Below are 21,290 nucleotides of genomic sequence, written 5' to 3' on the forward strand. Positions count from 1 at the left end.
GGCTCAAAGATATTGGCTGTACCTTACGGCCACCTTTTTCTACTGCCCTAGGCCATGGACCATCTTTCTACCTATCAGCTTGTAATGGCCGGGGCGCTGGGCCTGGGCTTGGCGGCCAGCAGCGGCTTTCGGGTGTTTGTGCCGCTGCTGGCCGCCGGGGTGGCGCACCGGGTGGGCTGGCTGCCCCCAGCGCCGGGCTTTGCTTGGCTGGGCAGCACGCCGGCCCTGCTGACGCTGGCCGCCGCCACCCTGCTCGAGCTGCTGGGCTACTACCTGCCGCTGCTCGACCACCTGCTCGACGCGCTGGCTACCCCGGCGGCTCTGGCAGGCGGGGCGCTACTCATGGCCTCGTCGCTGCCGCAGCTCGACCCCACCACGCGCTGGGTGCTGAGCGTAGTGGTGGGCGGCGGGGCGGCCGGCCTGGTGCAGGGCAGCACCGTGCTGCTGCGGGCGGGCACCACGGCCACCACCGGCGGGCTGGCCAACCCCCTTTTCGCCACGCTCGAAAACGGGCTGGCGGTGGGTGGCACCGCGTTGGCCCTGCTGCTGCCGCTGGTGGCCGCCGCCCTGGCCCTCGGGCTGCTCCTGTTCATGGGCAGCCGCTGGCGGCGCTGGCAGCGGCGCCGGGTGGCCGCCCGGCAGGCCGCGCGGGTACCCATCCCGCCGGGCTTTGCGTAAGCAAGGGCACTAGTCCCTTTCCACTCGCCCCGATGTCCACCGATTCCGATTCTTTAAGCAGTGCCTTATTAACGCCTTACCAGGGGCAAGTGCGGGTGCGAGTGGGCGGCCTGCTGGTGCGCGACGGCGCCATTCTGCTGGCCGCCCACCGCGGGCTGCTGCCCGGCGATGCTCCCTTTTGGTCGCCGCCGGGCGGGGGCTGGGTGTTTGGCGAAGGCCTGAAGGACGCCTTGCGCCGCGAGTTTGCCGAAGAAACCGGCCTGGCCGTGCACGTAGGGCGGCAACTGCACCTGCACGAGTTTCGCGAGCGCAACCTGCAGGCGCTGGAGATTTTCTTTGCGGTGACTGCCACTGACCCCACCGCCACCCCGCGCTTAGGCCACGACCCCGAGCACGGCACCGGCCCGCAGTTGCTAGTTGAACTGGCCTGGCTGACGCCCCGGCAGCTGCTGCAACTACCGCTGGCGCAGGTGCACCCCGTGCTGCGCGGCCTGCTCAGCCCCGACGACATCTTTGTGCCGCAGGTGCTGCTGGGGGCCTAGGGCCGGGGGCGGCCTTGGGGGTTACGCCCTACTTTTGCCGCGTGACTGCCCCTGCGCCTCCCCTTCTTGCTGCCCCCATTCCTGAACTCGTGCGCCTGCGCGACGAGGCCTTCGACCTGGCCAACCCCACGGCCTACCACCTCTACGCCCTGGCCGCGCCGGGCCGCCTACGCGTGGCCGTGCTCGACGCCGCCCGCCACAAGGTAGTGGCCCTCGACGACCAGCCCCTGAGCCACCCGGCCGACCTGCCGGTCCTGGCCGCCACCCACGAGTTGCTGGGCCGGCCGGGCTGGGCCCGCGTGCGGCTGGGCCTGGGCACCCGCGCCTTCACGCTGCTGCCCGCGCCCCTGTTTCGGCTGGGCGACGAGGCAGCCTACCTGGCGCCCCACCACACCCTAGGCCCCACCGAGGTGGCCCTGGCCTGCCCCCTGCCCCAGGCCGCGCCCGCTACCGATGTAGTGGCCCTGTTTGCGGCCGATGCGGGCCTGGCCCAGTGGCTGCACGACACCTTCGGGCCCGCCGCGCGCCTGCTGCCCCAGCCGGCGGCCCTGCTGGCCGGCTGGCTGCAGCAGCGCGGGCCGGCCGCGCCCGCGCGCCAGCTCTACCTCAGCCTGGCCGACCAGGAGCTGACGGCCCTGGTGCTGGGCAGCCGGCTGGAGTTCTGCAACGTCTTCGCCGTCAGCACTCCCGAGGACGTGGTGTACTTCACCATCCTGGTGATGCAGCAGCTGGGGCTGAGCCCCGACCAGGACCCGGTGACCATTTGGGGCGAGCTGACCGGCGACTCGGCCGTGTTTACCCTGCTGAGCACCTACGTGCGCCACCTGCGCCTCGGGGCCCGCCCCTTTGGCTTGCACTATACCTACCGCCTCAACGACGTGCCCGCGCACCGCCACTTCGACTTGTTCAGCCTGGCCCTGGCTGATTAGCAGTTACTAACCGCCTCCCCATGCCGCGCATTGCCCTTTTTCCTGGCTCCTTCGACCCCTTCACCACCGGGCACCTCGACTTGGTGCGGCGCGGCGTCGGGCTGTTCGACAAGCTCATCGTGGCCATTGGCCACAACAGCAGCAAGCAGCGCTACCTGCCCCTCGACTGGATGCAGGACCAGATAGCCCAGCTCTTTGCCGATGATGCGCGCGTGGCGGTGCTGCCCTACCAGGGCCTCACCACCGAATTTGCCCGCCAGCAGGGGGCTCGCTTTTTGCTGCGCGGCCTGCGCAATACCCTCGACTTTGAGTATGAGAATGCCATTGCCCAGGGCAACCGGCACCTCTATCCCGAGCTGGAAACGGTATTCTTGTCCCCTACCCCGGCCCTGGCGGCCGTGAGCAGCACCATCATCCGCGACATTCACCGCTTCGGGGGCGACGTGGGTGCGCTGGTACCCTTTGCGCTGCCGCCCGCCTCTGGGGCCTAGGATAGTACGCAACAAAAAGCCGGCCCCATGCGTGGTAGAGCCGGCTTTGCTTTAAGTTGGGGCCTAGGTTAGATGCGCTCGTTCATGTTCAGCGGGTCGATAGGGTCAGCCTTGTAGAATTGCATGGCCGTGAGCGCCGTCATCACGCCCGACATAGAACCCATCAGAATAATAGCCAGGAAGCCAATAATGGACGACATTTCGAAGCCAAACACGTTCTGCACCTGCGTTAGGTCCAACTTGCTAGGCACTATAGCATCGAGTATCAGAAAGCAGAAAGCCAGAATAACTGAGGCCACTATGGACGTTATAATGCCGGTGCCGTAGCCACCAAAATAAGGCATTTTTTCGCCGCGCACCATGCGGAAGTTGCGGATGGCCAGTACCGAGCCTAGCACGAGGATGAGCACATCGAGGGAACCAGCCGTAATATTCTGAAAGAAGCCCGCCACCACAGCAATAATGGTGTAGGCTACGAGTACGGCCCCGGTGTAGAGGCCGAAGCGGACGCCGTTTCTTTCGGGGGTGAGCACTGGCTCATTGGCAGCAGCAGTAGTAGTAGAAGGGGTAGCCATGTGAATAGGGGCTGAGGCGAGAGCGGACAAGGGAAATGAAAAGCAGGCTGGCCGCCGCAAGCCAACCTAGGCCGATATACTGGTTTTAGCCGCTTCGCGTTGCACTGCCAAACGCTGCTTTACGGGGCACGAAATAGCAACCAGGGCTGTTTAGCAGAAGTATAGCTGGGCGCGAGCGTATTTTTGCGCCTGAATAACTGGCTTTTTTTCCTCTGGTATAGATGATTTCCACGACCAACGTGAGCTTGCGCTACGGCAAGCGGGTTTTGTTTGAAGACGTAACGGTGAAGTTTCTGCCCGGCAACGTGTACGGCCTGATTGGGGCCAACGGGGCGGGCAAATCCACTTTTTTGAAAATACTCTCGGGCGAGATTGAGCCCAACACCGGCTCGGTGGAGTTGCCCGTGGGCCAGCGCCTGGCGGTGCTCAAGCAAAACCAGTTTGCCTACGACGACCAGCAGGTGCTGGCCACTGTGATTCAGGGCCACCAGCAGCTGGCGGCCGTGATGAAGGAGAAGGATGAGCTGTACGCCAAGTACGACCTGGGCACCGCCACCGACGCCGACGGCGAGCGCCTAGGGGTGCTGGAGGGCGAGTTTGCCGACATGAGCGGCTGGGACGCCGAGTACCAGGCGGCCGAGCTGCTGAGCGGCCTGGGCATCACCGAGGACAAGCACCAGAGCCTGATGAGCGACCTGGGCGCCAGCGAGAAGGTGCGCGTGCTGCTGGCCCAGGCCCTGTTTGGCAATCCCGACGTGCTGCTGCTCGACGAGCCCACCAACAACCTCGACGCCGAGAGCGTGCTCTGGCTGGAGAACTTCCTGGACAGCTTCGAGAATACGGTGATTGTGGTGAGCCACGACCGGCACTTCCTGGATGCCGTGTGCAACTACATGGCCGACCTGGACTTCTCGAAAATCACGATGTACCCCGGCAACTATTCGTTTTGGTACGAGAGCAGCCAGCTGGCTTTGCGCCAGCGCCAGGAGGTGAACAAGAAAACCGAGGACAAGCGCAAGGAGCTGGAAGAGTTTGTGCGCCGCTTCTCGGCCAACGCTAGCAAGAGCAAGCAGGCCACCAGCCGCCAGAAGCTGCTGCAAAAGCTGACGCTGGAGGAGATTAAGCCTTCGTCGCGCCGCTATCCCTACATTGCCTTCAAGCCCGAGCGTGAGGCCGGCAACCAACTGCTGAGCGTGGAAAACGTGAGCAAGAAGGTGGACGGCCAGTTCGTGCTCAAGAACGTATCGTTCAGCCTCGACAAGGGCGATAAGGTGGCCATCGTGGGCCGCGACGACCGCGCCGCCTCGCTGCTGTTCGACATCCTGTTTGGCGAAACCAAGCCCGACACTGGCGACTACAAGTGGGGCACCACCATCACGCCCAGCTACTTCCCCAAGGAAAACTCGGCTTACTTCCAGGCCGACAACATGAACCTGGTGGACTGGCTGCGCCAGTACTCGGTAGAAAAGGACGAGAGCTTCGTGCGCGGCTGGCTGGGCCGCATGCTGTTTTCGGGCGAGGAAAGCCAGAAGAAGCCCAACGTGCTGAGCGGCGGCGAAAAAGTGCGCTGCATGCTGAGCAAGATGATGCTGGAAAGCGGTAACGTGCTAGTGCTCGACGACCCCACCAACCACCTGGACCTGGAAAGTATTCAGGCCCTCAACAACGGCCTCAAGGACTTTACGGGCTCACTCATCTTCGCCTCGCACGACTTGCAGTTCATCGAAACGGTGGCTAACCGCATCATCGAGTTGACGCCCGACGGCATCATCGACCGGCGCATGAACTACGAGGAGTACCTGGCCGACGAGAACCTGAAGGCCCAGCGCCAGAAGATGTACCAGCTGGCCTAGGGCCCCATGGCACGCGAAAACCGACGGGTATTCGTTGAAAAAATCTCCCTGCCGGCAGGGAGATTTTTTTACGTCCCGGCGTTAGGTAGCCGCCACCAGATTTGGTCGGCACCGCCAGCTATTTTGCCGATTTTCGCCGGCCGCTTCACCTCCTCTTTTCCCCCCAGCCCTACCTTGGTTACGAATCCTTTGAATCCGCTCTTTATGCGCTATCTGTTGCTGCTGGCCCTAGGCGGGGCCGCGCTGCTGGCCCCTGGCCTGGCCCAGGCCCAGGAAAAACCCGTGCTCAACACGGCCCCCACGGTGCCCCAGCCCACCCCGGTGGCGCCGGCGCCCACGCGGCCCGCCCCGGCCGCCGCCGACACCTCCAACGTGGCCCCTACCATTCCGGTGTATACGCCGGGGCAGGCGCCCGCCCCCGCCGCTACGCCTGCGCCGGCCGCCCCCGCGGGTGCCCTGCCGGCGCCCACCTACGGCAGCCCCTCGGGCTTCGACCTGCCCGAGCGCGAGCGCAAGCGCCAGGCCCTGCAGCAGCACGCCGAGCAGTACACCAAAACCTTTGTGTACACGGGCTTAGGCCTGGGCTACAGCAGCTACTACGGCGTCAGCCAGTTCAGCTTTAGCATCTCGCCCGCCATTGGCTACCGCGTCAATGACAAGTTCTCGATTGGGCCGGGCATCAGCTATGCCTACAATAACTACGGCTTCCCGACCTCGCTCAACACGACCCAGCACATCAGCGCCAGCAACTTCGGGGTGAAGGTCTTTGCCCAATACATGGTGTATAAGCAGTTCTTCGTGCACGCCGAGTACGAGTCGACCCGTGCCGAACTGCTGGCCCAGGATATTAATGGCAACCTGACGGGTGGCACCATAGCCCGGCAGGTGCAAACGCCGCTACTGGGTGCGGGCTACCGCTCGCAAATCAGCAACCGGGCGGCGGCGGATATTTTGCTGCTGTATAATTTTCAGGACGACTACAACAGCATTTATCCGAATCCCGTCATCCGGTTTAATTTCCTGTTCAATATCGGCCGCTAAGTTGTCTTGACTGGGCAAAATAAAAAAACCTCGCTGCCTAGGGCAGCGAGGTTTTTTTGGCGGTATGCTAGCCGGCCCAACCACAAAGTAGCTGGGCCAGCGGCAGTTACTTATACGGCTCGGTTGCCGCTGATAACGCGCAGCAGAATAGCCACAATGGCAATAACTAGCAGAATATGAATGAGGTTGCTGCCGGCCAAGCCAGCGCCCAATACGCCGAAGAAACCCAGGGCCCAGATGAGAATGAGAACCACAGCGATGATATACAACAGATTGCCCATGAGTGAAAAAGAGTAGTGGTGAAAAGGTTGAACAGACCGGCAATAGCCGATTGGTAGGCATTGTACGGGACTGCTTAAAAAAAGATGAGCTACCCCTTACTTACCTGCTTCGGACTGCGGGGGCCTGGGGGCCGTAGCTTTGCGGCTCCCAGGCCCCCGCGGCCGTTTTCACCCCCTAGCTACCCCCCTCCCACCCATGCAGATTGCCGTAATTGGCTCGGGTACCATGGGCAATGGTATTGCCCACGTGTTTGCCCAGCACGGCTTCGCCGTGTCGCTCATCGATGTCAACCAGCCTGCCCTGGACCGGGGCCTGGCCACCATCACCAAAAACCTCGACCGCCAGCTGGCCAAGGGCACCCTGGCCGAAACCGACAAAGCTGCCACCCTAGGCCGCCTGCGCACCTTCACGGCCCTGGCCGAGGGCGTGGCCGGCGCCGACTTGGTAGTGGAGGCCGCCACCGAAAACGAGGCCCTTAAGCTCCAGATTTTCCGCGAGCTTGACCAGCACGCGCCCGCCAGCGCTATCCTGGCCAGCAATACGTCGTCCATCTCCATCACCAAGATTGCGGCCGCTACCCAGCGCCCTGCCCAGGTCATTGGCATGCACTTTATGAACCCCGTGCCGGTGATGCAGCTGGTAGAAGTCATTCGGGGCTACGCCACTTCCGACGACACCACCCGGCGGGTGATGGAACTGGCGCGCCAGCTGGGCAAAACGCCCACTGAGGTTAACGACTACCCCGGCTTCGTAGCCAACCGCATCCTGATGCCGATGATTAACGAGGCCATTATCAGCCTGTTTGAGGGCGTGGCGGGCGTCGAGGAAATTGACACGGTGATGAAGCTGGGCATGGCCCACCCCATGGGCCCGCTGCAGCTGGCCGACTTCATTGGCCTCGACGTGTGCTTGGCCATTTTGCGGGTGCTGCACGAAGGCCTGGGCCAGCCCAAGTACGCCCCCTGCCCGCTGCTGGTGAACATGGTGCAAGCCGGCCGCCTAGGGGTGAAATCGGGTGAAGGCTTTTACCAGTACACGCCGGGCTCGAAGGAGCTGGTAGTAGCTCCGAATCGCAGATTTAACGGATTTAACTGATTGCGCGGATACGCTTGGCTGCGCCAAGCTGACGACGCTGGCAATGGCAGCTAATAAGCTGAAAGCAGAACGATAGTGCGCCTTTTCACGTTATCTAAGCAGCCTGGAAACACTAAAAATGACTAATTAGCTGCTCGCAGCCGCGTAGTCAGCTTGGCGCAGCCAAGCGTATCCGCGCAATCAGTTAAATCCGTTAAATCTGCGATTATGGAACATGCAACGTTTGGAGCCGGCTGCTTCTGGTGCGTCGAAGCCGTTTTCCAAAACCTGAAAGGGGTGGAGAAAGTGGTATCGGGCTACGCCGGGGGCCGCATCAAAAACCCTACTTACCGCGAGGTGTGCAGCGGCATGACCGGCCACGCCGAGGTAATTGACATCACCTTCGACCCGGCCATCATCAGCTACGAGGAGCTGCTGGAGATTTTCTTCAAAACCCACGACCCCACGACGCTCAACCGCCAGGGCGCCGACACCGGCACCCAGTACCGCTCGGTTATCTACTACCACTCGGACGAGCAAAAGCAGCTGGCTGAGCAGTGGAAAAAAAAGCTCAACGACAACCACGCTTTCCCGAACCCCATCGTGACGGAAATCACGGCGGCCCCCGAGTTCTACCCCGCCGAGGACTACCACCAGAACTACTTCAACCTGCACGGCCACGAGCCCTACTGCCAGTTTGTGGCCCGCCCCAAAGTGGAAAAAGTAAAGCAGCTATTCGGCGAGAAATTGCGCGCCGGAGTGGCCTAGGGCTCACTTCGATTCATAACAAAAAAGCCCGCTGGTTAGCGGGCTTTTTTGTTGACATGAACATCGGGTTCTGTTTGCTTAAAAAGCAGTAAAATACCACTGATAATCAGTGGAATCACTGCTAGAAAAAGTATTGTATTCCAAGGAGGGCCTACTGGCTCGCCATAGCCTATTCCTCCGGCCAACCAGCCGGCGAAAATGAGTAGTATGCCCAGCATTTTTCTCGCAAATAGCCCGAGCTTTCTTCCCATACTTACACGCTCACCCCGAAGTTGCGTAGCGCATCATTGAGCGAGGTTTTCAAGTCCGTACTGGGCTTGCGCTGGCCGATGATGAGGGCGCAGGGCACTTGGTACTCGCCGGCCGGGAATTGCTTGGGGATGGAGCCAGGAATGACGACCGAGCGGGGCGGCACGTAGCCCTTGTACTCCTTGGGCTCGTCGCCCGTCACGTCGATAATCTTGGTGCTGCCGGTGATGGTGACGCCCGCGCCGATAACGGCCTCGGCGCCAATGCGACAGCCCTCTACCAGAATGCAGCGCGAGCCGATGAAGGCGCCGTCTTCGATGATGACGGGTTGGGCCTGTACGGGCTCGAGCACGCCCCCTAGGCCCACGCCGCCGCTCAGGTGCACGCCCTTGCCCACCTGGGCGCAGCTGCCTACGGTGGCCCAAGTATCGACCATGGTGCCCTCGCCTACGTAGGCACCGATATTGGTGTAGCTCGGCATCAGGATGACGCCGGGGGCCAGGTAGGAGCCGTAGCGGGCCACGGCGGGCGGCACCACGCGCACCTTCTGGGTAGCGTAGTCAGTTTTGAGGGCCATCTTGTCGTGGTACTCAAAAGGACCCACTTCCTGGGTTGCCATCTGTCGGATGGGGAAGTAAAGAATCACGGCTTTCTTCACCCACTCGTTGATTTTCCACTCGCCGCCGGGCTCGGTAGGCGGCTCGGCCACGCGCAGCTGCCCCTTGTCAAGGTCCTCTATCACGTGCTCAATGGCGGCTTGGGTGTCGGGCTGGTCGAGCAGGTTGCGGTCAACCCAGGCAGCTTCGATGGCCTCTTGGGCGGCAAAGCGGTCGAGCACGGGGCTGTGGTGGCTGGTAGTATCCATGAAAAGCGAAAAGCGGGAAAAACTGAATAGAGCGCAAAAATAGCCCCGCGCCCGTTTCGGTTTCGAGGAAGCAATAAGCGGGGATGGTTCGGCCTTGGGCCAGCTACCGGTTTGGGTAAGGCGTAGCATATTTGGCAGATGCTACCACCCCGCCCGCCGGCTTTGCGTTTCGAGTTTACCCCTAGGCTGGTACCCGACTCCTACCCGCTGCGCCCGGTGCTGCTAGCCTCCGTACTCAAGCCGGTAGACGATACCCGGATGCGGGAGAAATTTGCCGAAACCATCCTGCAGCGGCCCGACCTGCGCGTGCACGTGGCCGGCCGCGCCACCGGCGACGACCTGCCCCCGGACCTGGTAGAGGCTTTTCCGCGTCTCATGCACCACCCCATTTTCTGGGGCTCGCGCCTGAGCTTCAACCGCCTGCGGGCCCAGCTGCGCTACTGGCGCTTGCTGCGGGTGCTATGCCCGGCGCTGGTGGTGGTGCACGCCCCCGAGCTGCTTCCCCTTACGCTGCTGTGGCAGGCCCTGGGGCGGGGCCGACAGTTTATATATGATATTCAGGAGAACTACGCCCTCAACGTGGCCACCCAGGCCGTGTACCGGGGCTGGCTGAAGCGCGGGCTGGCCGCGGGCCTGCGCGGGGTAGAAAGCCTGGCTGCCCGCCGCGCCGCCGCCCTGGTACTGGCCGAGGCCAGCTACGCCGACGAGCTGCCCTTCCTGGGCCAGCTGCCCCCTAGGCGGGTACTGGTGCTCGAAAACAAATACCAGCCCGCCCTAGCCGAGGCGCTGCCCACCCAGGCCGCCCCGCGCCCGGTGCCAGGCCAGCCCCTGCGCCTGCTCTTCTCGGGCACCCTCTCGGAGCTGACCGGCGTGCGCGAGGCCCTGGCCCTGGCCGAGGCCCTAGAGGCGCGCTGGCCGGGCGGGGCGCTGCTCACCATCATCGGGTTTTGCCAGCGCCCCGCCCTGCTGGCCGAAATGCAGCAGTGGGCGGCCAGCGGCCGGCCGGTGCGCCTGGTGGGCGGCGCCCAGCCGGTGCCCCACGCCGACATTGTGGCCGAAATTAATCGCAGCCACCTGGGGCTAGTGCTCTACCGCCCCCACCCCAGCACCGCCCGCTGCCGGCCCACCAAGCTCTTCGAGTACCTGGCCCACGGCTTGCCCATCCTCACCACTAGCAACCCGCTGTGGGCCAGCTTAGTGCAGCACTACCAGGCGGGCCTGGCGCTGCTGCCCCGCGAAGCTCCCGCCGCCACCGCCGAGCGCCTAGTAGCGGCCCTAGGGCCGGGCGGACCAGCCTTTTACCCGCAAGGGCCCCCTAGGGAGGCGCTGTGGGCGAGCGAGGGCAAAAAATTAGGGCTTTTGCTGGAAAGCCTGCTGCCGGGCTGCACCTTTGCGCCTTAAAGCACCTAGGCCAGCCGGCCCGCTTAGCCCGCTAAAGCTGGTACCTTTGCCGTCCTTTTGCACCGTTTTGACCCTCGCTTGAGCGGTGCCTTGGCGCTACTTTCCCTCCCCACCCCCTTTCCCCACTGCTATGGCCTCTCCCACCACTTTGCGCCACGCCGAGATTGCCGGCACCGGCCACTACGTACCGGCCCGCGTGGTCAAGAACGCCGATTTGGAGCAGCTGCTGAACACCTCCGACGCCTGGATTCAAGAGCGCACCGGCATTCAGGAGCGACGCTGGTTTGAGGAAGGCAAGGACACCACCGCCGGCATGGGGGCCGAGGCCAGCCGCCGCGCCCTGGCCGCCGCCGGCCTGCAAGCTGATGACGTGCAGCTAATTATCTTCGCCACGCTCTCACCCGACTACTTCTTTCCGGGCTCGGGCGTGCTGCTGCAGCGCGAGCTAGGCATGAGTGGCGCCGTGCCGGCCCTCGACGTGCGCAACCAGTGCTCGGGCTTTATTTACGCGCTGTCGGTGGCCGACCAGTTCATTCGCACCGGCATGTACGATACGGTGCTGGTGGTGGGCTCCGAAATCCACTCCTCGGGCCTCGACAAAACGCCGAATGGCCGGGCCGTGTCGGTCATTTTTGGCGATGGCGCGGGGGCCGTAGTGCTGCGTCCGGCTCGCCAGGAGGGTCACGGCATTCTCAGCACCCACCTGCACGCGCAGGGCGAGTTTGCCGAGGAGCTGATGGTGCAAGAGCCGGGCTCGAACCGCGAAAACCGCACGGCCTACGCCCTGGAGCACCAGGCCGACATGTACCCACACATGAACGGCCAAAACGTGTTCAAGCACGCCGTGGTGCGCTTTCCGCAGGTTATCAAGGAGGCCCTCGACCAGAACGGCTACCAGCCCCAGGATATCGACCTGCTGATTCCGCACCAGGCTAATTTGCGCATCACCCAGTACGTTCAGCAGAAAATGGGCCTGGGCGACGACAAAGTGTTCAGCAATATCCAGCGCTACGGCAATACCACGGCCGCCAGCATCCCCATCGCCCTGAGCGAGGCCGTGCAGCAAGGCCGCATTCAGAGCGGCGACCTGGTGTGCCTGGCCGCCTTCGGCTCGGGCTTCACCTGGGCCTCGGCGCTGATAAAGTGGTGATTAGCAATGAACAATGAGTAATCAACAGTGAGCAATGCTCAGTGGTAGGTACCGTTCAAATTGCTCATTGTTGACTGCTCATTGTTGATTACCAGCTATGACCATTGCCGAGGAAAATTATTTAAAAGCTATTTATAAGCTGGCCGAGGCCGAGCCGGGCCAGGACGTGAGCACCAACCGCATTGCGGCGGCGCTGGCCACGCGGGCGGCTTCGGTGACCGATATGCTGCGCCGCCTGGCCGAGAAGGGCCTGCTGGCCTACGAGAAGTACCGCGGGGTGCAGCTTACCGCCGAGGGCCGGCGGCTGGCGCTGCTCACGGTGCGCAAGCATCGGCTGTGGGAAGTATTTTTGGTGCAGCAGCTGGGTTTTAGTTGGGACGAGGTGCACGAGGTGGCCGAGGAGTTGGAGCATGTGCAGTCGCCCTTACTGCTGCAGCGCCTGGATGCGTTTCTGGGGTTTCCGGCCTTCGACCCGCACGGCGACCCCATTCCGGCCGCCGACGGGGCCGTGCGCCGCCCCGCCCACCGCCTGCTGGCCGACCTGGCCGAAGGCGAGCGCGGCACGCTGGTGGCCGTGCGCGACACGTCGGCGCCGTTTCTGCAGCACCTCGACAAGCTAGGGCTACCCCTAGGGTCGGCCGTGCGCGTGCTGGGCCGCGTAGCCTTCGACAACTCGCTGGAGCTGTGCCTCGACAACGGCCGCACCCTCGCCGTCTCAGCCGAAGTAAGCCGCAACTTGTTTACAACCACTGATTAGCACGGATTTAAGCGGATTGCACAGATTTTGTGGACGAATCGCAATTACTTGTCCATGCTGTTATTCCGCGGCTTAGTATTCCGCTGTCTGTCAAATTATTACCTGGTCGCCTGTATAACTAGCCACCCATCCAAGCCGGTACAGCTAGCAATCGTCCACAAAATCCGTGCAATTCGCTTAAATCCGTGCTAATCAGTGATACGATAGTCGCTCTTTCGACCCCGCCCGGCGCGGGCGCGCTGGCCGTGGTGCGCCTCTCGGGGCCTAGGGCCGTGGCAGCGACGCAGGCGCTGTTTTCGATGCGCCGCCTGGCTGAGCAGCCTGGCCACACGCTGCACTACGGCACGCTGCGCGAGCCGGGCAGCGGCGAAATCCTGGACGAGGTGGTGGTGGCCCTGTACCGGGCGCCGCGCTCCTACACGCGCGAGGACGTGGTGGAGATTTCCGGCCACGGCTCCGACTACGTGGCCGCGCGCATCATCGCGGCGCTGCTGCGGCAGGGCGCGCGCCTGGCCGAGGCGGGCGAGTTCACCAAGCGCGCCTTTTTGAACGGGGCGCTGGACTTGGCGCAGGCCGAGGCCGTGGCCGACCTCATCGCCGCCGACTCGGCCCTGAGCCACCAGGTGGCGCTGCAGCAGCTGCGGGGTGGCTTCTCCGACGAGCTGCGCGGGCTGCGGGCCCGGCTGGTGCAGTTTGCGGCGCTGCTGGAGTTGGAGCTAGATTTTGGCGAGGAGGACGTGGAGTTTGCCGACCGCACGGGCCTAGGGCAGCTGCTGGCCGAGGTGCGCGGCGTGGTGGCGGGCTTGCTGCGCTCGTTCGAGCTGGGCAACGCCATCAAAAACGGCATCACCACCGTCATCGCCGGGCGCCCCAATGCTGGCAAATCAACCCTGCTCAACGCCCTGCTGCGCGAGGAGCGGGCCATTGTATCGGCCATTCCGGGCACCACGCGCGACTTTATCGAGGACGAGGTGAGCCTGGACGGCCTGCGCTTCCGCTTCGTGGACACGGCCGGCCTACGCGACAATCCCGCCGACGAGGTAGAGGCCATCGGCGTGCGGCGCACCCGCGAGCGCATCGGCCAGGCGGCCCTACTGCTGTATTTGTTCGACCTCAGCGAGTTGACGCCGGCCGACGTGCAGGCCGACATTGCGGCGCTCACGGCCAGCCTGCCCCAGCTGCCCGTGCTGGCCGTGGGCAACAAGCGCGACCTGGCCAGCCCCGCCCAACTGGCCGCCTTTGCCGACTCGTTTGCTGGGGCCTATCCCCTGGCCCTGATTGCGGCGGGCCCGCGCGCCGGCCTGGAAGAGCTGCAAGCGGCGCTGCTGGCGCAGGTGCGCGGGGCAGGCCTGGCCGGCACCGGCGCGGCCACCATCGTTACCAACGTGCGCCACGCCCGCGCTTTGGAAGAAGCCCTAGGCTACCTTGACGCCGTGCGCCAGGGCCTGGCCGTGGGCCGCGGCACCGAGCTGCTGGCTGCCGACCTGCGCCACGCACTAGCAGCCCTAGGCTCCATCACGGGCGAAATATCTACCGACGACATACTTACCAGCATCTTCACCCAGTTCTGCATCGGTAAATAGACCGCAGATTTAACGGATTTAACGGATTTCGGGGATACGCCTGCTGCGGTGGCTGACTACGCGGGTGGGCACTGGGGCAGGCCTAGGGGCGCGGCCGGGCAGCGGCTGACAAAAAGTTTTTGTGAGTGCGTAGCCTAATTGGCCGGGCAGGTTGTTATGCTACTACTTAGTTCACTTAGTCAACTTACTTTTAGGCTCCCAACATGCCCACGCTCCCGCGTAGCCAGCCGCGGCAGCGGCGTATCCGCGAAATCCGTTAAATCCGTTAAATCTGCGGTCTGTAGATTCGCGCCGGCTTAGGCAGCTCTTTACATCCCTATCCTACCCAACTCCAATGGCAGAAACTGCTGAACTTAACCTGCCGGACGGCAAGTCCATTTCCTTGCCCGTCTTCGAAGGCACCGAGCACGAGAAATCCTTCGACATCGGCAAGCTGCGCGATGCGACTGGCTACGTCACCCTCGACTCAGGCTATAAAAACACCGGCGCCTGCAAAAGCGCCATCACCTTCCTCGACGGCGAGGAGGGCATTCTGCGCTACCGGGGCTACCCCATCGAGCAGCTGGCCGAAAAGTCGAGCTTCCTGGAAGTAGCCTACCTACTGATTTACGGCGAGCTGCCCACCGAGGCCCAGCTCAGCGACTTTGCCGGGCACATTACCAAGCACACGCTGGTGCACGAGGACATCCGCAAGATTTTTGACGGCTTCCCCTCGGCTACGCACCCAATGGCCATTCTCAGCAGCCTGGTGTGCGTGCTCACCGGCTTCTACCCCGAAAGCCTCAAGCCCAACCAGAGCGCGGCCGACATCGACCTGACCATCGTGCGCCTGATGGCTAAGATGAGCACCATCGCGGCCTGGACCTACAAGAACGCGATGGGCCACCCGCTCAACTACCCGCGCAACGACCTCGACTACTGCGCCAATTTCCTGTACATGATGTTTAGCTTCCCCACCGAGAAGTACGACATCAACCCGGTGATTGTGAGCGCCTTGAATAAACTGCTCATCCTGCACGCCGACCACGAGCAAAACTGCTCGACGAGCACCGTGCGCCTGGTAGGCAGCAGCAACGCCAGCCTCTACGGCTCAGTATCGGCGGGCATCAATGCGCTGTGGGGCCCGCTGCACGGCGGCGCCAACCAGGAGGTGATTGAGATGCTGGAAGCCATCGAAAAAGACGGCGGCGATACTAGCAAGTTCATTGCCCAGGCCAAGGATAAGAACAGCGGCTTCCGCCTGATGGGCTTCGGTCACCGCGTGTACAAGAACTTCGACCCTAGGGCCAAAATCATCAAAAAAGCCGCCGACGAGGTGCTGCAAGCCCTGGGCATGCAGGATAGCCCGCTGCTCAAAATCGCAACCGAGCTGGAGCAAGCCGCCCTCACCGACCAGTACTTCATCGACCGCAAGCTGTACCCGAACGTGGACTTCTACTCGGGCATCATCTACAAGGCGCTCGGCATCCCCACCGAGATGTTCACGGTCATGTTTGCCTTAGGGCGCCTGCCCGGCTGGATTGCCCAGTGGAAGGAAATGCGCGAAAACAAGGAGCCCATCGGCCGCCCACGCCAGATTTACGTGGGCGCCACCGAGCGCGACTACACGCCGATGGCTGAGCGCAAGTAAGCGCGCCGCCCGGCAGCAAAAAAGCCAGCCCACCGCACGGTGGGCTGGCTTTTTTTGGGTTTCTGAGCTACGCCGACAGCTCCCGCTTGAGTGTGGTAAGCAAGCTGGTAGTTTGGCCATTGGCCGTGAGGCTGACCGTCGATACGACCTCCCAGCCCGCGCCGCCCAGGCGGTTGAGCTGGCTGGTCAGCTCCTTATAATCGACGCCCTTAAAAATGCCGCTGTTCGTTTCCAGCAGTAGGTATTCAAAATTTTTCATGGGAAAGCGCGCTGCGGATAATTGCCGCCGATATAGGGCACTGGCTACATCGGCGGCAGCTGCCCCGCATTACGTGCTACAGCTGGTGGGCGGTGAGGTTAGCGCGCAACTGGCGGTAGGCCAGGCGCTGGCTGGGGTGCAGCAGGTCGCTCAGCTCCTGCTCGTAGCGCAGCTGGGCGGCGGCCAGCTGGGCGTCGCGGTCGGCCACGGGGGCGCCGGCCATCGACAGCTCCAGCTCCTGGCGCTCGTTGAGGTAGCGCAGGTGCAGCTGCTTCACGCGCAGGTACTGGCCCTCGTTGAAGTGGATGCGGTGGGCCAGCGCCTGGGTAAGCGTAGTGGCCCGCACCTGAATGGCTTTGGAGTAGAGCACATCGGGGCCCTGGGCGGGGGCGCTGGTGGTAAGGCTGGCTACGAGGCAGGCGGTAGTGAGCAAGAGATGCATGGGTACTAAAAAAGTAGGGTGAAGTGAAAAAATGGCTTGTCTAAGAAGCCCGGCCGGGCACCTTACGGCCCCTGGCGGCTTGGCTTGTTCCAAACATACGCGACTTTTTCAGCTTGCATAAAAACCGGTCGTTTTAGCATTTTTTGGACCGAAGTGTTTTACTTTAATTTTTTCAACTCTTGATTATCAGTTGTTTATTTTAAATAAAAAAACAGCTTCTTTACTTAGGCTTTATCATATCCCCTTAACTTTCTATTTCATTTTATTCAAAAAACACAATTATATTTTTACCTCCTTAAAGCCTCACTTTAAGTAATTAGCAACGCTCAAGCACCTAGTTAAAGTATTGGTTTAAGTTGCCTGATTACTTATAAATCCGCCCGCCAAATGGCCTGGCAACGGCCTTTAGCCGCGCGTTAGACTGCGCAACCACCCTAGGGTTTCTTCAGCGAGCCACCCGCTAGGCGTCAGCCACCCCAGCTAGGCGAGTACTTTGCCTTGGCTGCCCAGCTTGGATAAGGTCTAAGCCGGGCTACTTGTACCATAGACGCCGCGAGTCCTGAGATATACAATACTCTCGCAACCGCGCTAAAAAGCCAGCTCCCGGCATAGCCAAATGGCGCGCCGGGGGCTGGCTTGTAACTGCGCAGAACGCAGCTAGAGAATGCGCAGCTCGATGCGGCGGTTTTGGGCGCGGCTGGCTTCCGAGTCGTTGGCGGTGAGGGGCTTGGTTTCGCCGTAGCCGTGGGCGCGCAGGCGGGTGGCGGCAATGCCGTGGCCGGCCAGGTACGTGAGTACGGCCTGGGCGCGGCGCTGGCTCAGGGTAAGGTTGGCGGCGGGCGTACCCACGTTGTCGGTGTAGCCGGCCACCTCTACGCGCAGGCTGGGGTCCTGGCGCAGAAACTCCACCAGGCGGTCTAGCTCGGTGCGCGAGCGCGGCTTGAGCACGGCCTGGTTGGAGTCGAAGAATAGGTTGTTGAGCACCGCGCTACGGCCGCTCTTGGCCGGGTCGAGGTAAATATCAAGGGTCAGCGGGTCGAACTTCTGCTGGCCTGAGTAGTCGAAGCTGAGGCTTTTGAGCAGGTAGCCGGGGGCGCTGGCGTACATGGCGTAGGCGCGGCCCTCGTTAAGCACGGCCGTGTACTGGCCGGTTTCGGCGTCGGACTGCACCTGCTGGCTGAGGGCGTTGGTGCCCAGGTCGAAGAGCTGCACTACGGCGTTGAGCGGCTTTTTAGTCACGGCGTCGAACACGCGGCCCTGGGCGTAAGTGCTGGTTTCGGCGGCGCGGGCGCTGGCGGGCGCCTCGCTGCCGTAGAGGCGGATGCTGCTGGGCTGGTTGCCCTGCGGCAGCTGGGTGCGGGTGCAGTACACGCGCCGGTTGTCGGAGCCGACGAAAATGGAGGCCTCGTTGGCGAAGGTATTGAGCGGATAGCCCAGGTTAGTAGGCGTTTGCCACTGGCCCTTGGCATCCTGGGTGGCGCGGTACACGTCGGCGCCGCCCATGCCGGGGCGGCCCTCGCTCACCACGTAGAGCGTGGTGCCGCTGGCGTGAATGAAGGGCGAGTAGTCGTCGCGGGGCGTGTTGATGGTGGGCCCCAGGTTGCGCGGGACCGTCCAGGTGTCGTCGGGCCCTAGGGTGGTCACCCACACGTCCATGCCCCCCAGGCCCCCGGCGCGGCTGCTGGCAAAGTACAGCGTGCGCCCATCGGCCGAGAGCGAGGGCTGCGAGTCCCAGCCGCGCGAGTTGACCAGCGCCCCCAGGTTGCGCGGCGCCGACCACACGTTGCCGCGGCGGCGCGAGATGTAGAGGTCGCACGAGCCCTGACCGCCGGGCCGCCCGCAGCTGGTGAAGACCAGTGTCTGGCCGTCGCCCGAGATGGTGGCCGCGCCCTCGTTGTCGCGCGAGTTGATGACGGGCGAAATGGACTGGGGCACGCCAAAGGCTCCGTCAGCCGCCACGGTGCTGATGAGCACGTCCTCGTTTTCTTGGCCCACTTTTTCGGGGCTTTGGCGCACCGTGAAGATGAGGAAGCGATTGTCGGCCGTCAGCACCGGGAAGTACTGGTCGCGGTACTGGTTGAGGGGCGCGGGCAGCAGCTCGGGGGCCGCGCCGGTGGGGTGCGCCAGGGCCTGGGCGGCAAAGTCGCAGTTGGCCAGTTGCAGCTTGGCGAAGGCAATATCGTCGGGCCGGCGGGGCTGAGTTTGCAGAAAATTAGTGAAAGCCAGGCGCAGCGTGGCGTAGTCGCCGGTGCGGGCGGCCAGCTTGCCCAGGGCCATGTAGTCGGGGGCGCGAGCGGGCTCCACGGGCAGCTTGCTCAGCCCCTGCTTCAGCGACTCGAAGGCGCCGGCGTTGTCGCCCAGCATGAGTTGCAGCGAGCCTTTGCGCAGGTAGGGCTCGCCCAGGTCGGGGTATTTGGTGGTCAGCTCCTGCCACACGGCTAGGGCCTGCTGGGGCTGCCGGTCGCGGTAATACAGGTTCTGGGCCTTCTCGTAGAGGCTGCGGGCCTTGCCGTCGGTGATACTGGCGGGCGCCTGCTGGGCCAGCGCCGGAGCCGCGGCGAGCGCCAGCAGCAAGCCGGCCGAAAGCAGAAATCGATGCGTCATATATAGCCGCTAAGGTAGCAGCCAGGCTTCCGAGCGAAGCCGGCCCTAGGCCCCTGGCTTGGCTAAAACGCACTTTTTCCCCGCATCGTGCAAGCTCGTGTTGGCTGGTTGGGGGATGTGGGTGGGCTAGCAAAACAAAAAGCGGTCATGCTGAGCTTGCCGAAGCATCTCTACCGAACGACCCCCTAGGCGGCGCGGTAGAGATGCTTCGGCAAGCTCAGCATGACGTTCCTTTACTATTTTAATAGCCTGAGCCCCTAGGGAATATCCAGGTATTTATGGGTTTGCAGCGATACCTGCCAGCGCGGGTTTGCCTTCACGTAGTCGATGAGGGCGGGCGTCATGCGGGCGGCGCGGCTCCACTCGGGCTGCAGGTAGAGGCGCGTGGTGCTTGGCACCAGCGCTACGTGCTCCTCGGCCCATTTGAAGTCGCTGTCGTTGAAGACGATGATTTTCAGCTCGTCGGCGTGGGCCAGCACGTCGGGCCGCGGGGCCTTGAACTTCTTGGGCGACACGCATATCCAGTCCCAATTGCCCGAGAGCGGGTGCGCGCCGCTGGTTTCAATCCAGGTTTGGAAGCCGGCCGCCTGCAGCGCCCGCGTGAGGGGGCCGCAATCGTGCATCAGCGGCTCGCCGCCGGTGATGACCACGTGGCGGCCGGGGTGCTGGCGGGCGGCGGCCACCAGGTCGGACACGGCTAGCCTGGGGTGCGCCTCGGCGTCCCACGACTCCTTCACGTCGCACCACACGCAGCCCACGTCGCAGCCCCCCAGGCGAATGAAGTAGGCCGCCCGGCCGGTATTAAACCCTTCGCCCTGAATGGTATAGAACTGCTCCATGACGGGCAGGGTGCTGGTGCTTTCGGGCGACGAAAGCACGGGCAAGGCGGCGAGGAAATCGGTAACGACGGACATAAGCAAATAAAAACCGGGCGCGACTAGCGTCAACGCCCGGAGCGCGGCCGGGGGTTCCGGCCGCTCAAATTTACGAATGGTTGTAACACCAACCGCAGGACAGCGAAGCTAAGCTCTGGCTTGGTGAATCGTTGGCCGCTGCTAGCGCGATAGCCACTGCTTTTCGGCGTGGCGATTCACCAAGCTGGGGCTTAGGGTTACTTGGGGTACACCTCGCCCTTTGCTGCGCGCAGCGTGTTGAGCAGCAGCATTGCGATGGTCATGGGGCCCACGCCGCCGGGCACGGGCGTGATGCGCGAGGCCAGCGGGGCTACCTCGGCGAAGTTGACGTCGCCTTTTAGGCTGTAGCCGCTTTTCTTGTTGGCGTCCGTCACGCGGGTCGTGCCCACGTCAATTACTACGGCGCCGGGCTTCACCATGTCGGCCGTCACGAACTCGGGCCGGCCGATGGCAGCCACGATAATGTCGGCCTGCCGCACTACTTCGGGCAGATTTTTGGTGCGCGAGTGGCATAAGGTAACGGTGCAGTTGGCCGTATCTAAGTTCTTGGCCAGCAATATGCTAACCGGCGTGCCCACAATGTTGGAGCGCCCGATGACCACGGCGTGCTGCCCGCTGGTCTTAATGCCCGCGCGGGCCAGCAGCTCCACGATGCCCGAGGGCGTGGCGGGCAGCAGGGCGGGTAGGCCGGCCACCATGCGGCCCAGGTTGGTGGGGTGAAAGCCGTCCACATCTTTCTCGGGCTGGATGGTTTCGATAACCTTTTCGGCGTCGATGTGCCTAGGTAGCGGCAGTTGCACGATGAAGCCATCAATCTCGGGGTCGTCGTTGAGGCGCTGCACTTCGGCCAGCAGCGCGGCCTCGGTGATGTCGGCCTCAAAGCGCAGCAGGGTGCTACCAAAACCCACGCGCTCGCAGGCCAGCACCTTGTTGCGCACGTAGGTTTCGGAGCCGCCGTCGTGGCCTACCAGGATGGCGGCCAGGTGCGGTACCTTCTGGCCGGCTGCCTTCAGGCGCGCTACTTCGGCGGCAATTTCTACTTTGATGTCTTCGGCAATTTGCTTGCCATCGATGAGGTGCGGGGCGTTTTCGGGCATGGAGAGAAAATAGTAAGTAGACTTCACTTAAACAGAACGTCATTCCGAGCTTGCCGAGGAATCTCGCTCGCGTCGGTGAACAATGGTACCCTAGGCGGCGCGGGCG

The 21,290-nt window shown here is 63.0% G+C and carries 22 protein-coding genes; 13 read left to right on the plus strand and 9 right to left on the minus strand.

Features of this window, described 5'->3' with window-relative positions; translation table 11 throughout:
• Window positions 1-54 precede the first annotated feature (54 nt).
• Genes HHL22_RS05245 through coaD form a run of 4 tightly spaced genes read left to right on the plus strand, consistent with a single transcriptional unit; the run spans window position 55 to window position 2,640 of the window.
• Window positions 55-678 carry a DUF4126 domain-containing protein gene (locus tag HHL22_RS05245; protein WP_241737968.1) on the plus strand — a complete coding sequence of 208 codons (624 nt, stop codon included), beginning with the start codon at window positions 55-57 and terminating at the stop codon, window positions 676-678.
• A 32-nt stretch (window positions 679-710) separates the two neighbouring features.
• Window positions 711-1,220: an NUDIX domain-containing protein gene (locus tag HHL22_RS05250; protein WP_169529893.1), complete on the plus strand. Its 510-nt coding sequence runs from the start codon at window positions 711-713 to the stop codon at window positions 1,218-1,220.
• A gap of 41 nt (window positions 1,221-1,261) precedes the next feature.
• On the plus strand, window positions 1,262-2,149 hold the full coding sequence (locus tag HHL22_RS05255; protein ID WP_169529894.1) for a DUF3822 family protein: 888 nt from the start codon (window positions 1,262-1,264) through the stop codon (window positions 2,147-2,149).
• Between the two features lie 20 nt (window positions 2,150-2,169).
• The gene (gene coaD, locus HHL22_RS05260; protein ID WP_169529895.1) at window positions 2,170-2,640 is read left to right on the plus strand and encodes a pantetheine-phosphate adenylyltransferase; all 471 of its coding nucleotides are present in this window, start codon (window positions 2,170-2,172) and stop codon (window positions 2,638-2,640) included.
• A gap of 68 nt (window positions 2,641-2,708) precedes the next feature.
• Here coaD and HHL22_RS05265 read toward each other — a convergent pair whose 3' ends face one another.
• Entirely contained in the window at window positions 2,709-3,215 is a 507-nt protein-coding gene (locus tag HHL22_RS05265) for a DUF4199 domain-containing protein (RefSeq protein ID WP_169529896.1), read from the minus strand.
• A 221-nt stretch (window positions 3,216-3,436) separates the two neighbouring features.
• Between HHL22_RS05265 and HHL22_RS05270 the strand changes: the two genes are divergently transcribed.
• Complete coding sequence (locus HHL22_RS05270) at window positions 3,437-5,068, plus strand: ABC-F family ATP-binding cassette domain-containing protein (protein WP_169529897.1); 1,632 nt, start codon at window positions 3,437-3,439, stop codon at window positions 5,066-5,068.
• A gap of 204 nt (window positions 5,069-5,272) precedes the next feature.
• Window positions 5,273-6,109 carry a porin family protein gene (locus HHL22_RS05275; protein ID WP_169529898.1) on the plus strand — a complete coding sequence of 279 codons (837 nt, stop codon included), beginning with the start codon at window positions 5,273-5,275 and terminating at the stop codon, window positions 6,107-6,109.
• A 110-nt stretch (window positions 6,110-6,219) separates the two neighbouring features.
• Here the strand turns inward: HHL22_RS05275 and HHL22_RS05280 are convergent, their stop codons facing one another.
• Window positions 6,220-6,390, minus strand: a complete 171-nt coding sequence (locus HHL22_RS05280; protein WP_169529899.1) for a lmo0937 family membrane protein — start codon at window positions 6,388-6,390, stop codon at window positions 6,220-6,222.
• A gap of 196 nt (window positions 6,391-6,586) precedes the next feature.
• Between HHL22_RS05280 and HHL22_RS05285 the strand changes: the two genes are divergently transcribed.
• Together HHL22_RS05285 and msrA are read left to right on the plus strand one after the other, a co-directional pair.
• A complete protein-coding gene (locus HHL22_RS05285) occupies window positions 6,587-7,486 on the plus strand; it encodes a 3-hydroxybutyryl-CoA dehydrogenase (protein ID WP_169529900.1) in 900 nt (299 codons plus the stop codon).
• A 207-nt stretch (window positions 7,487-7,693) separates the two neighbouring features.
• A complete protein-coding gene (msrA, locus tag HHL22_RS05290) occupies window positions 7,694-8,233 on the plus strand; it encodes a peptide-methionine (S)-S-oxide reductase MsrA (protein WP_169529901.1) in 540 nt (179 codons plus the stop codon).
• 35 nt (window positions 8,234-8,268) lie between these two features.
• Here msrA and HHL22_RS05295 read toward each other — a convergent pair whose 3' ends face one another.
• Both HHL22_RS05295 and HHL22_RS05300 read right to left on the minus strand, forming a co-directional pair.
• On the minus strand, window positions 8,269-8,451 hold the full coding sequence (locus tag HHL22_RS05295; protein ID WP_169529902.1) for a hypothetical protein: 183 nt from the start codon (window positions 8,449-8,451) through the stop codon (window positions 8,269-8,271).
• A gap of 35 nt (window positions 8,452-8,486) precedes the next feature.
• Complete coding sequence (locus HHL22_RS05300; RefSeq protein WP_169529903.1) at window positions 8,487-9,347, minus strand: 2,3,4,5-tetrahydropyridine-2,6-dicarboxylate N-succinyltransferase; 861 nt, start codon at window positions 9,345-9,347, stop codon at window positions 8,487-8,489.
• Between the two features lie 162 nt (window positions 9,348-9,509).
• Between HHL22_RS05300 and HHL22_RS05305 the strand changes: the two genes are divergently transcribed.
• The 5 genes from HHL22_RS05305 to HHL22_RS05325 all read left to right on the plus strand — a co-directional run bounded on the left by HHL22_RS05305 (window position 9,510) and on the right by HHL22_RS05325 (window position 15,868).
• Window positions 9,510-10,748 (plus strand): glycosyltransferase, encoded by a 1,239-nt coding sequence (locus tag HHL22_RS05305; RefSeq protein WP_169529904.1) that lies wholly within the window; start codon window positions 9,510-9,512, stop codon window positions 10,746-10,748.
• A gap of 130 nt (window positions 10,749-10,878) precedes the next feature.
• On the plus strand, window positions 10,879-11,898 hold the full coding sequence (locus HHL22_RS05310; RefSeq protein ID WP_169529905.1) for a 3-oxoacyl-ACP synthase III family protein: 1,020 nt from the start codon (window positions 10,879-10,881) through the stop codon (window positions 11,896-11,898).
• Between the two features lie 97 nt (window positions 11,899-11,995).
• Window positions 11,996-12,655 carry a metal-dependent transcriptional regulator gene (locus HHL22_RS05315; RefSeq protein ID WP_169529906.1) on the plus strand — a complete coding sequence of 220 codons (660 nt, stop codon included), beginning with the start codon at window positions 11,996-11,998 and terminating at the stop codon, window positions 12,653-12,655.
• A gap of 185 nt (window positions 12,656-12,840) precedes the next feature.
• On the plus strand, window positions 12,841-14,238 hold the full coding sequence (mnmE, locus tag HHL22_RS05320; protein ID WP_169529907.1) for a tRNA uridine-5-carboxymethylaminomethyl(34) synthesis GTPase MnmE: 1,398 nt from the start codon (window positions 12,841-12,843) through the stop codon (window positions 14,236-14,238).
• A gap of 334 nt (window positions 14,239-14,572) precedes the next feature.
• Complete coding sequence (locus HHL22_RS05325) at window positions 14,573-15,868, plus strand: citrate synthase (protein WP_169529908.1); 1,296 nt, start codon at window positions 14,573-14,575, stop codon at window positions 15,866-15,868.
• 67 nt (window positions 15,869-15,935) lie between these two features.
• Here the strand turns inward: HHL22_RS05325 and HHL22_RS05330 are convergent, their stop codons facing one another.
• The 5 genes from HHL22_RS05330 to HHL22_RS05350 form a co-directional block, all read right to left on the minus strand.
• Entirely contained in the window at window positions 15,936-16,127 is a 192-nt protein-coding gene (locus HHL22_RS05330; RefSeq protein WP_169529909.1) for a DUF4177 domain-containing protein, read from the minus strand.
• Window positions 16,128-16,203: 76 nt separating this feature from the next.
• Entirely contained in the window at window positions 16,204-16,569 is a 366-nt protein-coding gene (locus HHL22_RS05335) for a hypothetical protein (RefSeq protein WP_169529910.1), read from the minus strand.
• A 657-nt stretch (window positions 16,570-17,226) separates the two neighbouring features.
• Window positions 17,227-19,173 carry an OmpA family protein gene (locus tag HHL22_RS05340; RefSeq protein WP_169529911.1) on the minus strand — a complete coding sequence of 649 codons (1,947 nt, stop codon included), beginning with the start codon at window positions 19,171-19,173 and terminating at the stop codon, window positions 17,227-17,229.
• Between the two features lie 257 nt (window positions 19,174-19,430).
• Window positions 19,431-20,012: a 7-carboxy-7-deazaguanine synthase QueE gene (locus HHL22_RS05345; RefSeq protein ID WP_169530978.1), complete on the minus strand. Its 582-nt coding sequence runs from the start codon at window positions 20,010-20,012 to the stop codon at window positions 19,431-19,433.
• A 272-nt stretch (window positions 20,013-20,284) separates the two neighbouring features.
• Window positions 20,285-21,184 (minus strand): bifunctional 5,10-methylenetetrahydrofolate dehydrogenase/5,10-methenyltetrahydrofolate cyclohydrolase, encoded by a 900-nt coding sequence (locus HHL22_RS05350; RefSeq protein ID WP_169529912.1) that lies wholly within the window; start codon window positions 21,182-21,184, stop codon window positions 20,285-20,287.
• Window positions 21,185-21,290: the final 106 nt, after the last annotated feature.

It is taken from the genome of Hymenobacter polaris, assembly GCF_012927305.1.
Taxonomy (GTDB): domain Bacteria; phylum Bacteroidota; class Bacteroidia; order Cytophagales; family Hymenobacteraceae; genus Hymenobacter; species Hymenobacter polaris.